General features: G+C 73.8%; 22 protein-coding genes. 11 read left to right on the forward strand and 11 right to left on the reverse strand.

Features of this window, described 5'->3' with window-relative positions:
- The first annotated feature begins 16 nt into the window (after positions 1-16).
- Positions 17-628 (forward strand): hypothetical protein, encoded by a 612-nt coding sequence (locus M8C11_RS03550; RefSeq protein WP_252448297.1) that lies wholly within the window; start codon positions 17-19, stop codon positions 626-628.
- Here M8C11_RS03550 and M8C11_RS03555 read toward each other — a convergent pair.
- Entirely contained in the window at positions 603-1,154 is a 552-nt protein-coding gene (locus tag M8C11_RS03555; protein WP_252448299.1) for a peroxiredoxin-like family protein, read from the reverse strand. The genes M8C11_RS03550 and M8C11_RS03555 overlap by 26 nt on opposite strands.
- A gap of 69 nt (positions 1,155-1,223) precedes the next feature.
- On the opposite strand from M8C11_RS03555, the gene M8C11_RS03560 reads away from it, so the two are divergent.
- On the forward strand, positions 1,224-1,847 hold the full coding sequence (locus tag M8C11_RS03560; protein WP_252448301.1) for a TetR/AcrR family transcriptional regulator: 624 nt from the start codon (positions 1,224-1,226) through the stop codon (positions 1,845-1,847).
- Between the two features lie 72 nt (positions 1,848-1,919).
- Here M8C11_RS03560 and M8C11_RS03565 read toward each other — a convergent pair whose 3' ends face one another.
- From M8C11_RS03565 to M8C11_RS03580, 4 genes are all read right to left on the reverse strand, one after another.
- The gene (locus M8C11_RS03565; RefSeq protein WP_120572855.1) at positions 1,920-2,360 is read right to left on the reverse strand and encodes an HNH endonuclease; all 441 of its coding nucleotides are present in this window, start codon (positions 2,358-2,360) and stop codon (positions 1,920-1,922) included.
- 178 nt (positions 2,361-2,538) lie between these two features.
- Complete coding sequence (locus M8C11_RS03570; RefSeq protein ID WP_252448302.1) at positions 2,539-3,675, reverse strand: hypothetical protein; 1,137 nt, start codon at positions 3,673-3,675, stop codon at positions 2,539-2,541.
- 54 nt (positions 3,676-3,729) lie between these two features.
- Positions 3,730-5,274, reverse strand: coding sequence for an FAD-dependent oxidoreductase (locus M8C11_RS03575; protein ID WP_252448303.1), 1,545 nt, complete (start codon positions 5,272-5,274; stop codon positions 3,730-3,732).
- A 77-nt stretch (positions 5,275-5,351) separates the two neighbouring features.
- A complete protein-coding gene (locus tag M8C11_RS03580) occupies positions 5,352-5,831 on the reverse strand; it encodes an MSMEG_6728 family protein (protein ID WP_121683858.1) in 480 nt (159 codons plus the stop codon).
- Positions 5,832-5,918: 87 nt separating this feature from the next.
- On the opposite strand from M8C11_RS03580, the gene M8C11_RS03585 reads away from it, so the two are divergent.
- Positions 5,919-7,703 (forward strand): TrkA family potassium uptake protein, encoded by a 1,785-nt coding sequence (locus tag M8C11_RS03585; RefSeq protein ID WP_374666945.1) that lies wholly within the window; start codon positions 5,919-5,921, stop codon positions 7,701-7,703.
- Between the two features lie 18 nt (positions 7,704-7,721).
- On the opposite strand, the gene M8C11_RS03590 is transcribed toward M8C11_RS03585, so the two are convergent.
- Positions 7,722-8,960 carry an APC family permease gene (locus M8C11_RS03590; RefSeq protein WP_252448304.1) on the reverse strand — a complete coding sequence of 413 codons (1,239 nt, stop codon included), beginning with the start codon at positions 8,958-8,960 and terminating at the stop codon, positions 7,722-7,724.
- Between the two features lie 279 nt (positions 8,961-9,239).
- Here M8C11_RS03590 and M8C11_RS03595 point away from each other — a divergent pair, with 279 nt between their 5' ends.
- Complete coding sequence (locus tag M8C11_RS03595) at positions 9,240-10,385, forward strand: hypothetical protein (protein ID WP_120572860.1); 1,146 nt, start codon at positions 9,240-9,242, stop codon at positions 10,383-10,385.
- Positions 10,386-10,401: 16 nt separating this feature from the next.
- On the opposite strand, the gene M8C11_RS03600 is transcribed toward M8C11_RS03595, so the two are convergent.
- The gene (locus tag M8C11_RS03600) at positions 10,402-11,163 is read right to left on the reverse strand and encodes a phosphatase PAP2 family protein (protein ID WP_252448453.1); all 762 of its coding nucleotides are present in this window, start codon (positions 11,161-11,163) and stop codon (positions 10,402-10,404) included.
- A gap of 141 nt (positions 11,164-11,304) precedes the next feature.
- Between M8C11_RS03600 and M8C11_RS03605 the strand changes: the two genes are divergently transcribed.
- Positions 11,305-12,513: a DUF4032 domain-containing protein gene (locus M8C11_RS03605; RefSeq protein ID WP_135242273.1), complete on the forward strand. Its 1,209-nt coding sequence runs from the start codon at positions 11,305-11,307 to the stop codon at positions 12,511-12,513.
- 12 nt (positions 12,514-12,525) lie between these two features.
- On the opposite strand, the gene nagA is transcribed toward M8C11_RS03605, so the two are convergent.
- From nagA to M8C11_RS03620, 3 genes are all read right to left on the reverse strand, one after another.
- A complete protein-coding gene (gene nagA, locus M8C11_RS03610; RefSeq protein WP_252448305.1) occupies positions 12,526-13,635 on the reverse strand; it encodes an N-acetylglucosamine-6-phosphate deacetylase in 1,110 nt (369 codons plus the stop codon).
- A complete protein-coding gene (locus M8C11_RS03615; RefSeq protein WP_308212718.1) occupies positions 13,632-14,564 on the reverse strand; it encodes an ROK family protein in 933 nt (310 codons plus the stop codon). Before M8C11_RS03615 ends, nagA begins: the two co-directional genes overlap by 4 nt.
- 79 nt (positions 14,565-14,643) lie before the next feature.
- On the reverse strand, positions 14,644-15,573 hold the full coding sequence (locus M8C11_RS03620) for an SIS domain-containing protein (protein ID WP_121683852.1): 930 nt from the start codon (positions 15,571-15,573) through the stop codon (positions 14,644-14,646).
- Positions 15,574-15,771: 198 nt separating this feature from the next.
- Here M8C11_RS03620 and M8C11_RS03625 point away from each other — a divergent pair, with 198 nt between their 5' ends.
- The 4 genes from M8C11_RS03625 (at position 15,772) to M8C11_RS03640 (ending at position 19,256) form a co-directional block, all read left to right on the forward strand.
- Positions 15,772-16,557, forward strand: coding sequence for a DeoR/GlpR family DNA-binding transcription regulator (locus M8C11_RS03625; RefSeq protein WP_120572866.1), 786 nt, complete (start codon positions 15,772-15,774; stop codon positions 16,555-16,557).
- Positions 16,558-16,653: 96 nt separating this feature from the next.
- Positions 16,654-17,652: an ATP-binding cassette domain-containing protein gene (locus M8C11_RS03630; RefSeq protein ID WP_308212719.1), complete on the forward strand. Its 999-nt coding sequence runs from the start codon at positions 16,654-16,656 to the stop codon at positions 17,650-17,652.
- Positions 17,649-18,662: an ABC transporter permease subunit gene (locus M8C11_RS03635; protein ID WP_252448306.1), complete on the forward strand. Its 1,014-nt coding sequence runs from the start codon at positions 17,649-17,651 to the stop codon at positions 18,660-18,662. The genes M8C11_RS03630 and M8C11_RS03635 overlap by 4 nt, the downstream gene beginning before the upstream one ends.
- Positions 18,663-18,800: 138 nt before the next feature.
- A complete protein-coding gene (locus M8C11_RS03640; protein ID WP_252448307.1) occupies positions 18,801-19,256 on the forward strand; it encodes a DUF3263 domain-containing protein in 456 nt (151 codons plus the stop codon).
- Between the two features lie 6 nt (positions 19,257-19,262).
- On the opposite strand, the gene M8C11_RS03645 is transcribed toward M8C11_RS03640, so the two are convergent.
- Positions 19,263-19,475 carry a hypothetical protein gene (locus tag M8C11_RS03645; protein WP_013288875.1) on the reverse strand — a complete coding sequence of 71 codons (213 nt, stop codon included), beginning with the start codon at positions 19,473-19,475 and terminating at the stop codon, positions 19,263-19,265.
- A gap of 152 nt (positions 19,476-19,627) precedes the next feature.
- On the opposite strand from M8C11_RS03645, the gene M8C11_RS03650 reads away from it, so the two are divergent.
- Together M8C11_RS03650 and M8C11_RS03655 are read left to right on the forward strand one after the other, a co-directional pair.
- The gene (locus M8C11_RS03650) at positions 19,628-20,530 is read left to right on the forward strand and encodes a hypothetical protein (RefSeq protein WP_252448308.1); all 903 of its coding nucleotides are present in this window, start codon (positions 19,628-19,630) and stop codon (positions 20,528-20,530) included.
- A gap of 150 nt (positions 20,531-20,680) precedes the next feature.
- Positions 20,681-21,190 carry a GNAT family N-acetyltransferase gene (locus tag M8C11_RS03655; RefSeq protein ID WP_252448309.1) on the forward strand — a complete coding sequence of 170 codons (510 nt, stop codon included), beginning with the start codon at positions 20,681-20,683 and terminating at the stop codon, positions 21,188-21,190.
- Positions 21,191-21,259: the final 69 nt, after the last annotated feature.

The raw sequence follows: 21,259 nt of genomic DNA on the forward strand, positions 1-21,259 counted from the left end.
TCGGACGGGGGCCATCGTGGACGGTGATTCGGAACGTCGGAAGATCAAGCGAGGACGCCGCCGTGTCCGGCTGCTGCTGGTCGGCACGGTGTTGACGTTCGCGCTGGCGTCGCTGCTGGTCGGGCTGATGGCGGACGGTGCGTTCCCGAGTAGCTGGCTGGAACGCGGCGACCCGCCCGACTGGGTGGAGGTGACCGGCCTGGTTCTCGCGGTGCTGGGTCTGGGGCTGGAAATCGTCGCGCTGGTCCGCATGGTCCGCAGCGGTAGCTATCGGGCCGACCGCGAGTCGCGGCTCTGGGCGGTGAGCTTCCGCCGTCGCCGCGAACTGGTCCGGGCCGTCCGGCGCGGCGTGGTGGACTCCCCGGACGACCTGCCGTGGCTGCGCACCACCGCCGAGCAGTTGATCCGGCAGCGGAGATTCGTGCCGTTGTTCGGCGGTCTGGTGACGATGAACCTCGGCCAGTTGCTGCTCAGCCTGGCGCCGATCTGGTTCGTCCTGTTCGGCGTCACCGGGGTGGGGTTCGCGCTCGCCTGCTGGCAGATCCTCCGGGACGCGCCCCGGGCCGAGGCGTTCCTGCGGGAACACCCCGGCGATCCGGCGGTCAGCGTGCCGACCGGCTCCCGCTGACCTGGGTCAGCAGTTCGTCCACCGACCACTGGTCGGAGGCGTGTTCGCCGTGCTTCGCGGCGAGCACCCGCCCGTCGGGCGCGATCAGGAAGTCGGCCGGCAGCCCGAGCCGGCCGCCGTGCGGCGTGCGGGACGGCAGTCGCTCCCGGCCGCGCAGGACGTGCCAGGTGCCGGTCACCACGGCACGCAGGATCGGCAGCCAGGCGCGCGGGTCGAGCAGCGACCGTCGCGCCGACTCCACCCCGAACTCCCGGTAGAGCCGCCGGTCCGGGTCGGCCACCACGGCGAACGGCAGGTCGGCGACGTGCTCGCGCAACTCGTCGGCGGGGGAGTGGAAGAGCACCACCTCGCGTACGCCGGCCGCCTCGATCTCGGCGTGCCGGCGGACGATCGAGCGCAGGTGGAGGTTGCAGACCGGGCAGCCGGCGAAGCGGCGGAACTGGAGGTGGACCAGGCGGTCCGGGTCCGGCAGGGCGACCTGGGCGCCGGTCACGCTGGTGAGGTGGCGAGGGGTGACGACGTCCATGCGCGCTCCCGTTGTAGGCGTACGACGTACTCCTACAACCGTAGGCGTATCTTGTACGCTGTCAAGGCCATGCCCCGTCCCCGTTCCCTGACCCACGCCCAGCTCGCCGACGCGGCGCTCGCGGTGCTCGACCGGGACGGCCTCGCCGGCCTCACCATGCGCGCGGTCGGCGCGCAGCTCGGCACCAGCACGATGGGCCTCTACCGCTACGTCGCCGACCGCGACGAACTGGAGGCGCTCGTCGTCGAGCGGGTCCTCGACCGGGTGGACACCCGCCCGCCGCTCGACGTCCCGTGGCCGGACGGCATCCGGGAGCTGTCCGGCCGGGTACGCCGGGCGGTCGGCACCCATCCGGCCGCCGTCCCGCTGCTGCCCGCACACCGGCACCGCTCACCGGCGATCCTGCGCTGGGGCGAAGCGGTGCTCGCGGTGCTGACCCGGGCCGGCTTCACCGGCACCGGGCGGGTGATCGCGTTCCGCGCCCTGCTCGGCTACGTGATCGGCGCGATCCAGATGGAACACCTCGGCGCGCTGGCCGGCCCCGGCACGGCCGTCATCGCGGCGTTGCCCCGCGACGAGTTCCCCCTGCTCGCCGAGACCGCACGGGCGGCCGGTGCGGTCGCACCGGAGGACGAGTTCGGTGGCGGGCTGGACCTCCTGCTCGACGGGCTGGTCCGGCGTCTCGGCACCTAGGGCATGGTGGGACCGGCGGGCGCGGCGCCGGGCGTACCCCCGACACCGCCCCCTGTGCCCGCCGGCCGTCGGTCACCGCGCCAGCGCGGCCCAGCTCGGCGTCACCGGTTCCCGCCGCAGCGGCATGCCCGCCTCGGCCGGGGTCCGGTCGCCCTTGCGCTGGTTGCACGCGTAGCAGGCGGCGGTGGTGTTCCCCCAGGTGTTCCGGCCGCCGCGCGAGCGGGGCAGGATGTGGTCGATGGTGCTGGCCGCGCCGTCGCAGTACGCGCACTTCCGCCTGTCGCGCGCCAGCACCCCGGCCCGGGACCAGGCCGGGCCGGCGCTGAACCGCCAGCGGGTCACCACGTACCGGACGAGGCGGACCACCCGCGGCAGCGGGAAGACGCCGATCACCCGGTCGGGCTCGGCCTCGTGGATCTCGGCGACCCGGCGGCAGAGCATCCGGATCGCGTGCTTGACGGTGACCCGGTGCAGCGGGCCGAGGTCGGCGTTGATGACGAGGACGGCGTCCACCGGGCTCTCCCTTCACGATCGGCGGTACGGCGACGACGGGGACGCGAGACGCGTCAGTCGTGCCCTCCGGGCCAGGGACCGTGTTCCCGGCAGCCGTCGCCGAGCAGCCACGACGTCATCGTGGTGGCGTATCGCAGCGACATCGACGGCTCCTGGAACGGTGGCTGACCTTGCGCGCTCACGGTAGATCGATTCGGGAATCGTGGGCAACGTATTTCGATCCGTCGTCGGCGGGCCGCCGCTGCCGTCCGGCCCGCCCGGCCCGCCGGGCGGCGGTGAGCGGCCTGTCGATCCGGGCGGTCATCTGCACCACCAGCTCGCTGTCCAGCAGCGGGCGGTTCACCTCGGCCGCCACCGACAGCGTGGGTGTGGAAATCGACCGCCAGATCGCGGTCAGCCCGGCGCCGAGGCCGACGAGCGCCACCGCCGCCCGGGTGGTGGGGGAGCCGGCCGCGGCGGCGGCACTGACCCCGACGACCGCGAGCAGCACCACGAGCAGGGGCGCCAGCACCGGCCAGAAGATGCCCCGGGCCGCCTGCGCCACCAGCTTCCGGTCCCGGATGACGACGTTGCGGGCGATCACCGCCCAGTTCTCCTCGTCCAGCAGGTCGCGCGGGTGCAGGCCGCCGGTCAGGACGTCCTGCCACAGGTCGCCCTGGTTGCGCAGCTCGCGGGCCAGCTCGGCGAGCCCGGCCTCGCCCGGATCGCCCACTGTGGCCCGGCCGACAGCGGTGGCCCAGGCGGCGAGCGAGCGGCGCACCACGGCGGCCGAGTACGGCGGCAGCACGCTCGCCAGCTCGTCCAGCCACCTGCTGATCTGGAGGTGCCGGCCGCCGAAGCGCGCGCCGAGCTGGTCGGCGTCGCCGCGCCGGACGGTGTCGGCGAGCGAGCGCCCGAGCCGGTACGCCACCCCGACCCGGTGGTTCGTCGCCATGGTCCACCGCAGCACGTCGATGTTGAGGTCGTCGAGCGCCCGCAGCAACGGTTCCCGGTCGGCCCCGGTGGCACCACGGGCGGCGGCGGTGGACGGCACCGTACGGCCGGCCGGGGTCAGCGGCGCGATCTGGGCCAGCGCGACGTCCACGCCGTCGAGGTACATGCCGAGCCGGTGACGGCCGGCCAGCTCGGTCAGGTTCGACAGCTTCGGCGGCGCCGGCGTCTGCCGGTGCCCGTCCCCGGTCAGGTCGGCGGTCTGCGCGTGGTGGTAGGCGTCCGCCATCGACCAGCCGAGCCGCAGCGCGGTGACCACCGCGGTCCGTTCGTCCCGTGGCGTCCCGTGCTCCTCGTCGCGCCGATCCCGCGTCGCGGTGCTCACCGCCCGACCTCCCGTGTCACCGGATCAGTCGAGCGTAGAGGCGTTTTTGGCCGCTTATGACCGTTTCGGTGCGGCCCGCCCGGCCAGCAGCCCGCGCGGCCGGATCGAGCGGACCGGCTCGGCCGCCGCCCCCTCGGCCCGCAGGATGTGGTTCGCGGCGATGATCCCGGTGGCCGACGACCGTTCCATCAGCGCGCTCGGGAACTCGGTGCGGATGCCGTCCCCGGCCAGGTAGAGGCCGGGCGCGTCGGTCTCCACCCCGGGACGCCAGGCGTGGCTGCCGGGCGTGAACGCGGGGGCCTGCGCCTCGACCCGGGCGCGCAGCTCGCGTACCCGCAGGCCGGCTACCTCCGGCCAGAGCGCGGTCAGCTCCCGCAGCATCCGGGCGGCCAGCTCGTCGGCCGGCACGTCCGGTTCGCAGGCGTACGCGTGCAGCTCCACCACCGAGCCGCCGGTCCGCTCGGCCCAGCGGCGGGGCTCGTCCTCCAGCCGGTGGTAGAGCGTCACCGAGTCCAGCGTGGGCTGCCGGGAGACGCCGCTGAACACCGCGCGGTCGGCCCGGACGTCCCCGTCCATCCAGTAGCGCGCCACCGCGTACGGCGGGCCGGGCCGGCCGAACGCGGGCATCCGCGCCACCAGCTCGGGCGCCGCCCCAGCCAGGCCGGGGGAGGCGTCGACGAGCGCGGCCAGCGCGGGCGGGTCCACCGCGAGCACCACGTGCGGCGCCTCCCAGGCGTCGCCGTCGGCACCGGTGACTTGCCAGCCGTCCGGGGTACGGTCCAGCCGGGCGGCCGCCGCGCCGGTCAGCACCCGGCCGCCGTGCTTCTCCACGTACCGGGTCAGCGGCTCCCAGATCGCCGTGCCGTAGTCCCGATCAGGGCAGTCGAAGGCCAGCCCCTCCGGGTTGCCGAGCAGGTAGAAGTGGAACTGCGCGATCATCTCGGCGGCCGACATCTCCGCCTCGTGGTTGAAGAACGAGTGCGAGAAGACCTCGAACAGCATGGCCCGCGCCCGGTCCGGCAGCCGTAGCGAGGTGAGCAGTTCGTCGGCGGTCCGCTCGTCGAACTCCTCGTAGGTGCGTACCGGGTCGTAGGTGAGCAGCGGCAGCGCCGCGTCCCGGTCCATCGACCGCAGGTCCGCCAGGCGCAGGCTGGGGCTGCGCAGCAGCAGCGCCAGCAGGTTGGCCGGGGGCGCGGGCGGCAGCTTGCCGAACTCCTCGGTCGGCCACTGCTCGGACAGGATCGGATAGCCCGGGATCGGCTTGAGGAAGCCCAGCTCCGGATCGACCCGGCGCAGGATCGACCGCCAGTTCCAGTACTGCCGGAAGAACGCGTGGAAGCCGTGCTCGTTGCGCTGGACGCCGTCGGGCAACTCCTCCGGCCAGGCGCCGAGCCGGCCGCCGAGGTGCGGCGCGGCCTCCAGCACCGTCACGGCCACCCCGCGCTCGGCCAGCACCACAGCCGCCGACATGCCGGCGATGCCGCCGCCGACCACGAGCGCCGCGACCGGTCGCGGCACACGGTCCGCGCCACCGCCGCCCGGGTCCACCACGTGCTCGCGTACGCCGATCAGGCGACCTACCACTTGCGACAGACCCACGGGGCATCCTCCAGTCGGCGGTGCTCACAGTCTGCCGGTCGGGGCGGCAACCCGCTGGGTACGCGTCGGCGGGGCGTTCACGGCAGGCAACGGCGCGGGCGGTCCGACGGCGGCCAGACGTACTCCAGGTCGGGGGAGACGTCGCCGAACAGCGGCGCATAGTGGACCGGGTCCTTGCGCAGCAGCGACGACCGGTGGCTGCGGTGCAGGTCGTCGCGGCCCAGCCAGGGCGGCAGCTCACCGGCGGCGGCCAGCTCGTCCTGGGTGCGGATCACCGAGATGCCGCAGGCAGTCGCGAGATCGGTGGCGAGCGTGCCGGCGCAGGTGTCGGCCCGGCCCGGCTCGCACCACACCGCGCACATGTCCAGCCCGTACCGGGTCAGCGCCTCCTCGTACCCGGCCCACATCTTCACCGCGGGGTGGTTGCGCCAGCCGTAGTCCGGCCGGGTCAGCCCGCGCAGCACCTGGATCGCCTCCACGCGCTGCTTGCCCAGCCGCTTCTGGTCCAGCGTGCGTGCGCTGGCCAGGAAGTCCGGATACGGCAGGAACGTCTGCATGCCGGTGCTCTACCCGGACCCGGCCCCGCCATGCGTTCATGATCGCCGGGGCTGCGCACATCGCGAGCGGCTGACTACGATCCGGACATGGCCGAGCCACTGCGCGACCGCGCGCGCCGCGCGACCGGCTGGCGGCTCCGGATGAACGGTGACGAACGCCCCCACTACGTGGTCTGCGGCTCCGACCCGCTCGCCTACTGGGTGGTCCGGTCGCTGCTCGCCACCGACAGCGCCGACGGCCAGGTGCGGGTCACGCTCGTGGTGCCGGGCCGCCGCCGGTCCGAGGGCCCCGACGGGCGGGACGTGCCGGGGGTACGGGTGGTCACGGCGGAGCGGCTGGACGAGGCCGCGTTCCGCCGGGCCGGGCTGGCCGGGGCGGCCGGGCTGGCGCTGCTGCACCAGGACGACGTGGGCAACATGCACGCCGCGCTGTGCGCCCAGGAGGTCGAGTCGCGGCTGCGCCTGGTGGTGCGGATGTTCAACACCAACCTGGCGGACGGGCTGCGGCAGCTCTTCCCCGACTCGGCGGTGCTCTCCGACGCCTCGATGGCCGCGCCCGCCTTCGTGGCCGCCGCGCTTGGCGAGGTGGCGCCGACCCACTTCCGGCACGCCGGGCGCACGCTCTACGTGGCCCGCCGAGACGACGTACGCCCGCAGGACGTGGTCTGCGGCCTGGCCGTCACCACGGATCCGGACCTGGTCCGGGTGCTGCCCGCCGACGAGGCGGCGGCCGACGTGGTGCTGGCCGAGGCGACCGGGCGGCCGGCGGGCACCGAGGTCGCCGCGCGGCGGCTGGTACGGGCGCGGCGGCGCCGGCAGCCGGCCGCCGTCCTGCTGCGCGCGGTCCGCCACTTCGCCACCCGCAAGATCGGCATCGCGGTGCTGGTGTTGCTCGGGGTGATCGCGGCGCTGGGCTGGCTCAACGCCCGGGCCGCCGACGTGAGCTGGAGCGAGGCGGTCTACCTGACGCTGGTCACCACGCTGACCGGCCAGGACCCGGACGTCAACAAGCCGGTCGCCGCCCAGGTGATGCAGGTGGTGCTCAACCTGGCCGGGCTGGCGCTGATCCCGCTGATCACGGCCGCGGTGGTCGACGGCATCGTCAACGCCCGGCTGGCCCTGCACGCGGGCCGGGTCCAGCCGGACCGCTCGGGGCACGTGGTGATGGTCGGGCTGGGCAACATCGGCACCCGGGTGATGGCCCAGTTGCACGACTTCGGCGTCGAGGTGGTGGCGATCGACAAGAACCCGGACGCGCGCGGCGCCGCGCTGGCGCACCGGCTGGGCGTGCCGCTGATCGTGGGCGACGCGGGCCGGGAGGAGACGCTCCGGTCCGCCTCGGTGGACACCTGCCAGGCGCTCGTGGTGGTCTCCACCGACGACGGGACGAACCTGCGGGCCGCGCTGATCGCCCGGTCCCTCGACCCGGACCTGCGCGTGGTGCTGCGGTTGTTCGACGGCGACTTCGCCGAGCGGATCCAGCAGGCGTTCGGCATCGGCATCTCGCGCAGCGTGTCCTATCTGGCCGCGCCGGCGTTCGCGGCGGCGCTGCTCGACCGCGCGGTGGTCGCCACCATCCCGGTCGACCGGCACGCGCTGCTGGTCACCGAGGTGCCGGTGGTGGCCGGTTCGCCGCTGGACGGGAGTCCGCTGAGCGCGGTGGCCCGGCCCGGTGAGGTACGCCTGCTCGCGTACACCCGCCCGAACCAGAAGGCCGACTGGTCGGCCGACCCGCGCATGGTGATCCAGGCCGGTGACCGGCTGACGGTGGTGGCCCGGCGGGCCGGGCTGACCGCGCTGCTCCGGGAGACCACGCCCGCGCCGCCGCCGGCGCCCACCGGCCCGCCCGCCGCGCGCCGCCCGCAGGAGTGACCGGGCGCGTCGGCTCGGTCAGGCCGGCCGACGCCTGCGGACGGCGTACCCGAGCGCGCCGAGGGCGAGCACGCCGAACCCGGCGAGCACGCTCGGCAGCGGCAGGTTGACCGCGAGCACCAGGCAGCCGACCAGGCCCAGCGCGGCGAGCAGCCGTACCGGGACGTGCCGGTCCGGGTCGGGGCCGAGTGTGAGCGCCGACGCGTTGGTGATCGCGTAGTAGACCAGCACCGTGCAGCTGGAGAAGCCGATCGCGCCCCGGACGTCGCCGACTGTCACCACGGCGATCACCACGACGGCCACCGCCAGCTCGGCGCGGTGCGGCACCCGGAGGCGCGGGTGGACCGCTGCCAGCGCGCCCGGCAGGTCCCGGCGGCGGGCCATCGCCAGCGTGGTCCGGCCGACGCCCGCCAGCAGCGACAGCAGCACCCCGGTCACCGCGACTGCCGCACCGGCCCGGACCAGCCAGGCCAGCCCCGGGTGCCCGGCGGCGGTCACCACCTCGACCAGCGGCGCGTCCGTGGACGCCAGCCGGTCGGCGCCGAGCACGCCGAGCGCGACCACCGCCAGCGTCAGGTAGATCGCCAGCACCGCGCCGAGCGCCAGCGGCACCGCCCGGGGGACGGTGCGCTCCGGGTCGCGTACCTCCTCGCCCAGCGTGGCGATCCGTGCGTACCCGGCGAAGGCGAAGAACAGCAGGCCGGCGGCGGTCAGCACGCCGCCCGCGCCGATCCCCGCCGGTGCGGTGAGCCGGTCGGCGGCGACCTGCGGCGCGCCGGTCACCGCGACCACGGCGAGCACCGTGAGCACCACCGCGACGAGGACCCGGGTGGCGGTGGCGGTCTTGCCGATCCCGCGCAGGTTCACCGCCGTCACCGCCACCACGGCGAGGACCGCGACGAGCCGCGCCCGCCCCGGCCACAGGTACGCCCCGACGGTCAGCGCCATGGCCGCGCAGCTCGCGGTCTTGCCGACCACGAACCCCCAGCCGGCCAGGAAACCGGCGAACGGGTGCAGGCGTTCCCGGCCATAGACGTAGGTGCCGCCGGACTCGGGGTAGCGGGCGGCGAGCCGGGCCGAACTGGTGGCGTTGCAGTAGGCGATGAAGCCGGCCACCGCCAGCGCGACGAGCAGGCCGGTGCCGCCGGCCGCCGCCGCGGCCGGGGCGAAGACCACGAAGACGCCCGCGCCGAGCATCGAGCCCAGACCGATGACGACCGCGTCGGGTACGCCGAGTCGCCGTGCCAGCTGTTCCACACCGGCAGCCTAAAGCGCTCAGGTGAACGGCAGGTGCCTGCGGGCGCAAATTGACGAAAATGATTTGCATAAATAAAGCGCGCTCAGCGGTGGTCGATTGTCGACGCTCTCGGTAGAGTCGTTTACGCAGGTCAAGCGCGGTTCACAATTCTTCCGTGCCGATTGTCCTGTCCGATGGCGATGATCAGATTCTTTCCGCGTCGATCGGGCAAAGGTGCCCTCGAATCGGCTCCGGCAGTTCCGGGAACCACTTCACCGCGATCGCGGGAGGTACCGCACATGACGCTGTTCGGCTGGGACGCGAGCGACTACGACGTCGACCGGGGGCTGACCGCCGACCGGATCCGGGACGCCCGGGCCGCGGGCATCGACTTCATGACCTACAAGGGCACGGAACAGTCGCGCGACGGCACGTTCCACAGCCAGTACTACGGGGTGATGCTCACCGCGGCCAAGGACGCGGGCATCCCGTTTCTGGGCATGTACGTGGTGGTGCACTCCGACGTCTCCATCGAGGACCAGGCCGCCACCGCCGTCGACTACGCCGACAAGCACACCCCCTGGTGGCGCACGTACGACGGGTTCTTCTGGCAGATCGACCTGGAGCGCTGGCCGACCGACGACGTGCCCCCGCACATCGGCGTCGACGTGGGCCGGGAACTGGAGGAACGCACCGGCAAGGTGGCGGTGATGTACGCGTCGCGCGGCCAGTACGGCGACGACGACCTGGGCGACCTCCCGCGCTGGAACGCCGACTACCCGTACCGGGTGGCCGAGGACTTCAAGGCCGCGTACGCGCGGGCCGGCGGGGACTCCGGCCCGGGCTGGACCCGATACGGCAAGCCGGCGGAGACGCCGCGCATCTGGCAGTTCACCGACTCGGCGATCATCGGCCGCCAGCACACCTGTGACGCGGACGCGTTCCGCGGCACCGCCGGCGACTTCGCGACGATGATCGGCGAGAAGACGTCCACGACCACGAAACGGGACGTGATCGCCACCTTCCACAGCACCGCGCACGCGGGCGACACGCTCGACACCACCGACCGGTTCCACGCCATCCGCTGGGCCACCGGCCTGTACCACTGGACCGTGCCGGAGACCGGGCTGGTCAGCGTCCAGGCGACAGTCGACCTGCGTGGTCTGCGGCGCGACGACCTGGTCCGGATACGCGCCGAGTACACCCGGCCCGGGGACGCGGAGAACGACACCCCGTTGCTGCGGCAGGAGCGCGTGTCGATCGACCCGGAGACCACCGGTGGAGTGTTCGTGGTGAGTACGCCGGACGAACGGGTCGAGCTGCCGAAGGGCACCCAGATCCGCATCCAGGTGGCGGTGCGGCCCGAGGACGACGACCACCGCCGCAGGCTGACCTACAGCACCCGTACCCGGATCAGCATCGTGGAGATCCGCCCGGCCGGCTGAGCGCCGCGCCCGCCCGTCACCGCGTTCCGGAGGTGGCGGGCGGCGCGGACCAGGCGACCGGCCGGCCCGAGTCGCCGAGGCGGCGGGGCAGCGGCAGGTCGTCCCAGGGCACCCGGCGCAGCAGGCGGTCCAGCAGCAGGCCGAGCAGCAGCCCGGCGACCGAGTCGGTCAGCCAGTGCCAGCCCAGGTAGACGGTGGTGCAGAAGACCACCGCCGGGGGCACCACCCGGACCACTGTGACCAGCGGGGGCGGCACGGTGCGGCCGAACGTGCGCACGAGCGGGGCCAGCAGCAGCGCCAGGACGCCGTACCAGACGATCGCGTTGGCGACGTGCCCCGACGGGTACGACTGCGCGAACCGCACCGGCAGGTCGTGCTGGAACAGCGGCAGCGTCTGCTCGGGCGACAGGAACGGCTCCTTGACCGAGGCGCTGGGCGCCGGGCGGGCCGTCCACACCTTCAGCGGGCCGATCGTGAAGAACGTGAGCACGAACCCGACCACCGGCGGCAGCAGCGGCCGCACCGAGCGCAGCCGCAGCGCCAGCAGCACACCCAGCCCGGCCGCGAGCAGCGTCAGCGGGGTGCCCTGGCCGAGCAGGTTCAGTGTCATCGCCACCCAGCGGGCAGCCGTCGGGCGGTTGTCGTCGGACCAGTCGGCGACCGCCCGGTCGAGGCCGAACAGGTGACCGGAGGCGAGCGCGACGGTCAGCGCCGCCACTGCCGCGAGCAGCAGCCCGTCGAACCACCACCCGGCCGGCCGGACCGGCCGCAGCCGCAGGTCACCGCGTACCCCCGAGGTCTGACGCACGCGACCACGCTACCGGCCGCGGGCGGCGGCCGGGCGGCGCGGGCATCGGCGGCTGTGTGCCCAGCCACGAAGGGAAGCGCGGCGCGGGGGTCAGCGGTCACACTGGTTGCCGTGCGGATCACCTCGGCTCTCGTCGACCCGGCGCTGCTCGACCTTCCCTGGTCGACCCCGCTGGAGCAGTGGCCTGCCGAGCACCTGGTGGCGCTGCCGCAGGGCATCTCCCGGCACATCGTGCGGTTCGTCCGGCTCGGCGGGTACGTCTACGCGGTGAAGGAGACCGGCGAGCGGGTCGCCGAGCGCGAGTACGACCTGCTGCGGGCGCTGGAGCGGATCGACTTCCCGTCGGTCGAGGCCATCGCGATCGTGGCCGACCGGCAGACCGACGACGGCGAGCCGCTGGACCCGGTGCTGATCACCCGGCACCTCCAGTTCTCGCTGCCCTACCGGGCGCTGTTCTCCAACACGCTGCGCCCGGAGACGATGAACCGGCTGCTGGACGCGCTGGCCGCGCTGATCGTGCGGATGCACCTGACCGGGTTCTTCTGGGGCGACTGCTCGCTGTCGAACACGCTGTTCCGGCGGGACGCGGGCGCGTTCGCCGCCTACCTGGTCGACGCCGAGACCGGGGCGCTTCACCCGTCGCTGTCCAACGGCCAGCGCGGCGAGGACCTGGAGATCGCCCGGGTCAACATCTTCGGCGAGGCGCTCGACCTCCAGGCCGCCGGCCTGCTGCACGAGTCGATCGACCCGGAGGTGGTCTGCGAGGAGGTCGTGCGGCGCTACGAGCGGCTCTGGCACGAGATCACGTACGAGCAGCAGGTCGAGCGCGCCGCCCGGCACGACATCGAGCGCCGCATCCGCCGCCTCAACGAGCTGGGCTTCGACGTGGCCGAGGTGGCCATGTCGACAGTCGACAACGGGCGCTACCTGGTCCGGCCGAAGGTGGTCGACGCCGGCTACCACACCCGGCGGCTCCTGCGCCTGACCGGCCTGGACGCGGAGGAGAACCAGGCCCGCAAGCTCCTCAACGACCTGGACGCCTACCGGCTGGAGAGCGACCTGACCGACGAGCAGCAGGCGGCGCACCGCTGGCTGACCGAGGTCTTCGAGCCGGTGGTCCGGGCGGTGCCCGCGCACCTGCGCCGCAAGCTGGAGCCGCAGGAGCTGTTCGCCCAGATCATCGAGCACAAGTGGCTGCTCTCCGAGCAGGCCGGGCGGGACGTCGGGATGCGCCGGGCGGTGCAGTCGTACCTGGCCGACGTGCTGGTGCACCGCCCGGACGAGCAGGCGGTGCTCGGCGTCGAGGTGCCAACGGTCTGACGCCCGGGCGGATCACTCCACCCAGTCGCCGCCGCGCATCACCCGTACCACGTTCAGGTCGTCGTCCAGCATCACCAGGTCGGCGCGCAGCCCGGCGATGAGCGCGCCCACCCGGTCACCCAGACCGATCGCGCGGGCCGGGGTGGTGGCGACCATCCGGCAGGCGTCCGGCAGGGCCACGCCCGCGCCGACCGCGTGGCGCAGCGCCGCGTCCATGGTGAGCGTGCTGCCGGCGATCGCGCCGTTGTGGGCGAGCCGGGCCTCCCCGTCGGACACGGTGACCGCCTGGCCGCCCAGCTCGTACTCGCCGTCGGGCATCCCGGCGGCGGCCATCGCGTCGGTGATCAGCGCGGCCCGCTCCGGGCCGGCCACCGAGGTGGCGAAGCCGAGCATGCCGTCGTGCAGGTGCACCCCGTCGGCGACCAGCTCGCACACCACGTTCGGGGCCTCAAGCAGCGCCACCACCGGGCCGGGCTCGCGGTGGTGCACCGGGCGCATCCCGTTGAACAGGTGGGTGCCGACGCTCGCGCCCGCGGCCACGGCCGCCCGGGTCTGCTCCCAGGTGGCGTCGGTGTGCCCGACCGCCGCGACCACGCCGTGCGACACCAGCAGCTCGATCGCCTTGGTGGCGCCGTCCCGCTCGGGAGCGATGGTGACCATGCGGACGGCGCCGCCGCCCAGCTCGATCAGCTCGGTCAGCTCGGCGGTCGACGGGTCGCGCAGGAACTCCGGATTCTGCGCGCCGCAGCGGTCGGCGGACAGGTACGGGCCCTCGAAGTGGACGCCGGCGAGCACGCCGGACTCCACCAGCGGGCGGTAGGCGGCGGTGGCGTCGCGCATCAGCTCGAACGGGGAACTGACCAGGCTGGCCAGCAGCGTGGTGGTGCCGTGCCCGCTGTGGAACGCGGCGGCCTGCCGCGCCGACTCCGGGTCGCCGGTGGTGAACGTGTGCCCGCCGCCGCCGTGGGTGTGCATGTCCACGAAGCCCGGCACGATCCAGTGCCCGTCACGCACCGACGGATACTCGGCGACAGCGGTGATCCGCCCGTCCGCGATCTCCACGCAACCCTGCCGGATGACGCCGGTCGGGGTCACCACCTTGCCGGTCACGCGCCGGGTCATCGACTCTCCTTCGCCAGGGTGTCCAGGGCCAGCAGGGCGGCGCCCAGGCAGCCGGCCTCGTCACCGAGGTCAGCCCCGACCAGGCGCGGCTCGCGGTGGAACGTCAGCCGCTCGCGCAACGCCACCCGCAGTGGGTCGAACAGCCGGGGACCGGCCTGGGCCAGCCCGCCGCCGAGCACCACCGTCGAGACATCGTAGAGCGCCTGCCCGGTGGCGAGTCCGTCGGCGAGCGCCTCGACCGCCTCCTGCCACACCTCCACGGCGAGCGGTTCACCGGCGGCGGCGCGGTCGGCCACCTCGGCGGCGGTGGTGGGCGCGCCGGACAGCTCGGCGTACCGGCGCCCGATCGCCGAGGCCGACGACACCGCCTCCAGGCAGCCGGTCCGCCCGCACCCGCAGCGCGGGCCGCCGGGGCGTACCAGGATGTGGCCGATCTCCCCGGCGGCGCCGTGCGCGCCGGTGGCGGCCGACCCGTCGACCACGTGTGAGGCGGCGATGCCGGTGCCGATCGCGACGAACAGGACGTGGCCGGCGTCCCGCCCGGCCCCGAGCCGCGCCTCGGCCAGGCCGCCGGCACGCACGTCGTGGCCGAGCGCCGCGGGCAGTCCCAGCCGCGTGCCCGCCAGCTCCCGCAGGGGTACGTCCCGGAAGCCCACGTTCGCCGACCAGACCGCCACGCCGCGCGCCTCGTCGACCACACCGGGTACGGCGATGCCGCAGGCCACCGGCGTACGGCCGTCGGCGCGGGCCTTGCCGGCCAGCCCTTCGGCCACGTCGAGGATCGTGCCGACCACTGCCTCCGGGCCGCGCCGGGCGTCGGTGGCGTGCCGTTCGGTGTGCACCGTCGTGCCGTCCGGCCGGACCAGGGCGCACTTCATCCCGGTGCCGCCCACGTCCAGCGCGACGACGACCTCGTCGCCGCGGCTCACGCCGTGGGCTCGCTTCGCTCGCTCACGCTGTGCCGGCCGGGCATGCGCTCACGGCCCTCGCTGCGCTCGGTGCGTTCGCTCATGCCAGGACCACGGACCGGGTGAGGTGGCGGGGCGCGTCCGGGTCGAGGCCGCGGCTCGTGGCGAGCGCGACCGCGAAGCGCTGGGCCAGGATCAGGTCGGCCATCGGGTCGACCGGGTTGCGGCCGGCCGACCAGCTCGTCAGCACCGTGCGCCAGCCGTGCGTGCGGCTGTGCACGAACGCGGCGCCGGTCGCAGCCACGTCCTCGGGCAGGCCGTCCGGGATCTCGCCGAGCGCCCAGACCAGCCGGCCGGGCGCGGCGACCGAGATCGGGCCGTGCCGGTAGTCCATGGCCGGGTACGCCTCGGCCCAGAACGTGGCCGCCTCGCGGCACTTCAGCGCGGCCTCCTGGGCCAGCCCGACGGTCCAGCCGCGGCCGAGGAAGGTGACCTGCTCGATGCCGGCCGGGTCGATCGGCAGCGGGGCGCGTACGGCCACCTCGGCGTCGGCGGCCAGGCGGCCGAGGTCCTCGCCGAGGTGGGCACGCAGCAGCGCGAGCGCGGTGGTGGCGAAGCGGGTCTGCACCACCGACCGCTCGTCGGCGAAGGGCAGCGCGACTGTGGCGTCGGCGAGCGTGACGGCGGCCGAGTCCGGGTCGCCGACCAGGACCGTGGTGGGGATCCGCCCGCGCAGCGCGGTGAGCAGGTCGAGCACCTCGGTGGTGGTGCCGGAGCGGGTGATCGCGATGAGCCGGTCGTACCGGCGGCCGGCCGGGAACTCGCTGGCCTGGAACGCGTCGGTCTCGCCCTGGCCGGCGGCCTCGCGCAGCCCGGCGTACGCCGTGGCCATGAACCACGACGTGCCGCAACCGACCACGGCGACCCGCTCGCCGGGGCGCGGCAGGTGCGCGGCGACGGTCGGGGCGAGGCGCGCCGCCTCCCGCCAGCAGTCGGGCTGGCTCGCGATCTCCGCGTGCACGTACGCCATGACAACTCCTCGCCGGGGAGACCTTGCGCAATACGGCGCGATACGGCCGCCTTTCGCGCGTCATTCTGCGCGAAGTGGGGTGGTCGTGGCAACCATCTCCCAGTTCGCGCAGCGCAGGGTTTTGCGCGGACCCAGTTTCGCGCACTAGTGTGCACGCAACCGATCACCGTTCACGCATAGTCTGGGGAGGGCCCCGCGGTGGACCGCTACGCGCGCTGGAACGCGCTGCTGGAGATGCTGACCGACAGCGGGCGGGTCACCGTCGAGGAGGCGGCCGAGCGGCTCGACGTCTCCCAGGCCACCATCCGCCGCGACTTCGACCAGCTCGCCCAGCAGCAGATGATCACCCGTACCCGGGGTGGCGCGGTCGCCAACGGCGTCTCCTACGACCTGCCGCTGCGCTACAAGACCGCGAAGCACTCGGCCGAGAAGCAGCGGATCGGCGCGGCGGCCGCCGCGCTCGTGTCGCCGGGCACCGTCGTCGGTCTCAACGGCGGCACCACGAGTACCGAGGTGGCGCGGGCGCTGGCGGTCCGCCCCGATCTCAACACCAGTGCGGAGGGCGCCCAGCTCACGGTGGTCACCAACGCGCTGAACATCGCCAACGAGCTGCTGGTGCGCTCGCGGATGAAGGTGGTGGTGGCCGGCGGCGTGGTCCGGCCGAAGTCGTTCGAGCTGGTCGGCCCGCTCGGCGGGGCGCTGCTGCGTGAGGTCACGCTGGACGTCGCGCTGCTCGGCGTGGACGCGATCGACCCGCAGCTCGGCGCCGCCGCCCACCACGAGGGCGAGGCGGCCATGAACAGCCTCATGGTCGCGCGGGCCAAGCGGGTCGTCGTGATAGCTGACTCCTCCAAACTCGGCGGGCACGCGTTCGCCCGGATCTGCCCGGTGGACCGGGTCGAGACGCTGGTGACCGACTCCGGCGCGTCCCCCGACGTGGTGGCGGCGTTCCGCGACGCGGGCGTGCACGTCGTCTGCGCCTGACCTCAACCGACACGCCGACACTGCATACCGGGTATTGCCTTCCGGTGCATACCGCGTATGGTGTCGCTGACGCCTACTTATCGGGGGAGGTCAGCTGTGTCGGCTGTCCTGGAGATCGAAGGTCTCCGCAAGACGTACCGGAGCCGGAAACGCGGGGTCCGCCACGCGCTCGACGGCTTCGACATGCGAGTCGAGGCCGGCCAGGTGCACGGCTTCCTCGGCCCGAACGGCTCGGGCAAGACCACCACGCTGCGTACGCTGCTCGGCCTGATCCGGCCCAACGGCGGCCGGATGGCCATCCTCGGCCAGGAGTTGCCGCACGCCCTGCCGGCGGTCGCCGGGCAGGTCGGCGCCATCGTGGAGAGCCCGCAGTTCTTCCCGCACTTCTCCGCGCGGGACACGCTGGGCCTGCTGGCCCAGGCCGGTGAGCTGCCCAAGCAGCGCGTGGACGAGGTGCTGGAGCTGGTCGGGCTGCGCGACCGGGCCGCCGAGCGGGTGAAGACCTACTCGCTCGGCATGAAGCAGCGCCTCGCTGTGGCCTCCGCGCTGCTCAAGAACCCCAAGCTGCTGATCCTCGACGAGCCGGCGAACGGCCTCGACCCGGGCGGCATCCGGGAGATGCGCGGGCTGATGCGGGACCTGTCCGAGAACGGCATGACTGTGGTGCTCTCCAGCCACATCCTGGGCGAGATCCAGCTCATCTGCGACTCGGTCACCATCATCTCGCTCGGCCGCCGGGTCGCGTTCGGGCCGGTCGAGCAGGTGCTCGCGGCCCACTCCCAGGCCTCCGTGCGGGTCCGCCTGGAGGCGGTCAGCGACCTGCCCCAGGCCGCCGACGCGCTCACCCGCGCCGGGGTCCGTGTCGCCACCGAGCCCGACCACCTGGTGCTGTCCGGTGTGGACAAGCCGGCCACTGTCAGCCGGCTCCTCGCCGAGCAGGGCCTCTACGTCAGCGAGCTCACCCCGGTCGCGGTCGACCTGGAGAGCGTCTTCCTCGAACTGACCGCCACCGCGCCGGTCCCCGGCCAGCACCGTCAGGTCGATCAGTCCGCCAAGGTCGACCAGACCGGCACCGCAGGAGGTTGGGGCGCATGAGCCTGTTCGTCACCGAGCTGCGCCGGCTCGGCAAGCGCCGGGTGACCCGGCTGATGCTCGTGCTGCTGGTGCTCGGCCTGGCCACGGTCGCGACCGCGTTCAGCTTCTCCAGCGAGAAGCTGTCGCCCGCCGCGGTGGCCGAGGCCGAGGCCAAGGCGAACAACGACTACCAGTCCGCGATGACGGAGTGGAAGCGCACCATCGCGGAGTGCGAGGCGGCCCAGGCGCGCGGCGAGAAGACCGAGGAACGGTACGGCCCGAACTGCGGCAAGGACTACCAGCCGCAGCCCGACATGTTCGAGGCGAAGTGGTACCTGCCGTACCAGTTCGACTTCCGGGCCGAGTTCCCCCTGTTCATCGCCGTGTTCGCCGCCTCCGTGGCGCTGTTCGGCTTCATCGTCGGCGCCTCCTTCGTGGGCGCCGAGTGGAACACCGGCGGGATGATGAACCTGCTGCTCTGGCGGCCGAAACGGCTCACCGTGCTGGGTACGAAGCTGGCCGCCCTGCTCACCACCGTGTTCGGCCTGACCGTGGTGCTCGGCGCCCTCTGGACGGCGGCGTTCTGGCTGATCGCCAGCCAGCGCGGCAGCACCGCGAAGATGACCGCCGGAGTGTGGCAGTCGATCGGGCTGGACGGGTTGCGGGCGCTGGGGATGACTCTGCTCGTGGCGGCGGTCGGGTTCGCGCTGGCCTCGCTCGGCCGGCACACGGCGATGGCGCTCGGCGCGGCGGTGGGCATCTTCGCGGTGAGCGAGATAGGCATCCGGATCGCGGTCGCCGTGCTCGGCGTCCAGTTCGGGGACCGGTACGTGCTCTCCACGTACGCCCAGTCGTGGTTCCTGAAGCAGGCGGAGCTGTTCGACTACGACACCTGCCAGTTCTCCCAGGGCGCCTGCGAGCCTGCGACGTACGTGGTCACCTGGCAGCAGTCGGCCGTGGTGTTCGGCGTGGCCCTGGTGGGTGCGCTCGTGGCCGCGTTCTGGACGATGCGGCGGCGGGACATCGCCTGACCTGGTCCGCGCCGCCGGCTCCCCCCGGCGGTGCGGACCCCGCGTCCGATGCGGCCGGGGGCGGCCCTGGTTACGCTGGGGCTCCCCCGGCCGGCGCGTTCCTCGTGCCGGTCACCTGCCGTCGGAGAGGAGCGCGCCATGTCCGCCGACGCCTCGCAGCGGGCCGCCGTCGACCGGCCCGACCCGTCGGGGCCGACAGCGGGTACGCGCCAGGCGGGTGCCGTCCCGCCGCCACGCACCGCGCCCCCGGTCGAGTCCACGCCGCCGGACCGGTCCGCGCCCGCCGACGACAGCACGTCCCTCGACGACGTCGCCCCGTCCGGTGGTACGGCGTCCGCCCCGGCACCGTCCGACGCCCCGGGCGACGGCCTCACCGAGCGGGAACGGCGGATCCTCGCGTTCGAGGCGCAGTGGTGGAAGCATGCCGGCGCCAAGGAGCAGGCCATCCGGGACACGTTCGGGCTCTCCGCCACCCGGTACTACCAGCTGCTCAACGCCCTGCTCGACCAGCCGGCCGCGCTCGCCGCCGAGCCGGTGCTGATCGGCCGGCTGCGCCGGCTGCGCTCGTCGCGTGCCCGTAACCGGCGCCGCTGACCGGCGTCACTTCTCGTAGGTGCGCAGCCCGTTGCCGATGGCGAAGAACGTCGGCGCCCACTCGCCGATGAAGATGCCCCAGCGGTCCGCCCGCGCCACCCCGGCGCGCTCCATGTGCTTGGAGAGGAACCAGCTGGTGACCGAGAGGCCGATGCTGACGAATCCGGCGAGGTAGGCGTGCTCCGCCCGGATGCCGCCCTCGTGCAACCGCTCCAACATCTCGTACCCCCTGTCACCGGGACCGACCCGGTCGCGTCCGACGCTACCGAAGGTCCGGGGAAGATGACGCACGGTTACCACGATCGGGGTCGGCGGCGGATGACCCGGCGCGGTCCGGGTAGGCGGCCGGCGACGACGAACGGAGGCCGACGATGGGGGCACCAGACCGCAGGTACGCGATCGGCAGCAGCCCGGCCCGCCCGGTCGCGGAGGCGCCGGTGATGCGGGTGCGTTCCGCCTCCGACCCGGCGCCCGGACGGCCGGAGAACGAGGACGTGGTCTTCCGGTTCGGCCCGCTCGTCGGCGTCCTCGACGGCGCGACGGTGCCCGACGGCTTCGACACCGGCTGCGCGCACGGCCCCGCCTGGTACGTCCGCCACCTGGCCGCCCGGATCGGCCTGGCGGTCGCGGCCCGCCCCGCCGCCACGCTGATGAGCAGCCTCGCGGCGGCGATCCTCGCGGTACGGGCCGACCACGGCGGGACGTGCGACCTCGACCATCCCGGCACCCCGTCGTCGACGGTCTGCCTGCTGCGGCACAGCGGTGACCGGGTCGACTACCTGGTGCTCTGCGACAGCCCGCTGGTGCTCGACACCGACCGCGGGATCGAGGTGGTCACCGACGACCGGCTCGCGGACGCGGTGGCGGACCTGCGTCGCAGCGCCGCCGCGCTGCCCGACGGCGAGACCGACCCGGCGACCCGGTTCCGGCGCGCGACGACTGTGCAGCGGACCCGGATGAACCGCACCCACGGCTACTGGGCGGCGGCGAGCGACCCGGACGCGGCGTACCACGCGCTGACCGGGACGCTTCCGCTGCGCGGTCCGGGGGCGCTGCGCCGGGCCGCGCTGCTCAGCGACGGCGCCTCCTGCGCGGTCGACCAGTTCGGCCTGTTCGACTGGGCCGGGCTGCTGGAGGTGCTGGCGGTGGAGGGCCCGGAGGGGCTGATCGGCCGGGTCCGCGCGGCCGAGCGGGACCACCCGGACCGGCTGCGGCGGCACAAGCGCACCGACGACGCCTCGGCAGTGCTCTGCGAGTTCGACCCCTCGGCGTGACCACGCTCACGCCGGAACGACCGGTCGGATGACAACGCAGCGTGAGGCGGGAACACCCCGGGGGTACGACCGGACGAGGCGGTCGGCCATAGCGGCAATCCCTCCCCAAAGGGGTGGACGACCCGGACCACGCGCGGCAGACTGCGCGACGTGACGGGTGCTGTACGGCTGGAGCCGGTGGACGAACGGAACCTGGAACCGTTGCTCTCCGTAGCGGCGGCTGAGGCGGAGCCGGAGGACGTGATGCCTCCGGTGGACGCCCCCGCGGGCTGGTCGCTGGCCCGCCGCGACGCGTTCCGCGAGTTCCACCGCGCCAGCCTCGGCGGGCTGAACGGCCCGACCCGCACGGCCATGTACGCGATCGTCTCCGGCGGTGAGGTGGTCGGCATGGTGCGGATGACCCGCCGGGACGAGCCGGGGACGGTGGAGACCGGCATGTGGCTGGGCCGGTCGGCGCGGGGCCGGGGCCTGGGCGCCGCCGCGCTGCGACAGTTGCTGAACGCCGCCGCGGCGGCCGGGATGCACACAGTGGTCGCGAAAACCACTCCGGACAATGCGGGTGCGATCTCGGTGCTGCGTAAATGCGGTGCGGAATTGCGTGAGGAAGGCGGAAGCCTGCACGCCCGGATGAGCCTGGATTCGGCACTTCCGATCCGCTGAGGCTCCTCGCTCACCGTTTACGTTTCTCCTGCTCAGTACCGCCTTGATGGGTGGTTTCGCGCTCCTGCG

The organism is Micromonospora sp. CPM1, from assembly GCF_023896895.1.
Lineage (GTDB): Bacteria > Actinomycetota > Actinomycetes > Mycobacteriales > Micromonosporaceae > Micromonospora > Micromonospora tulbaghiae.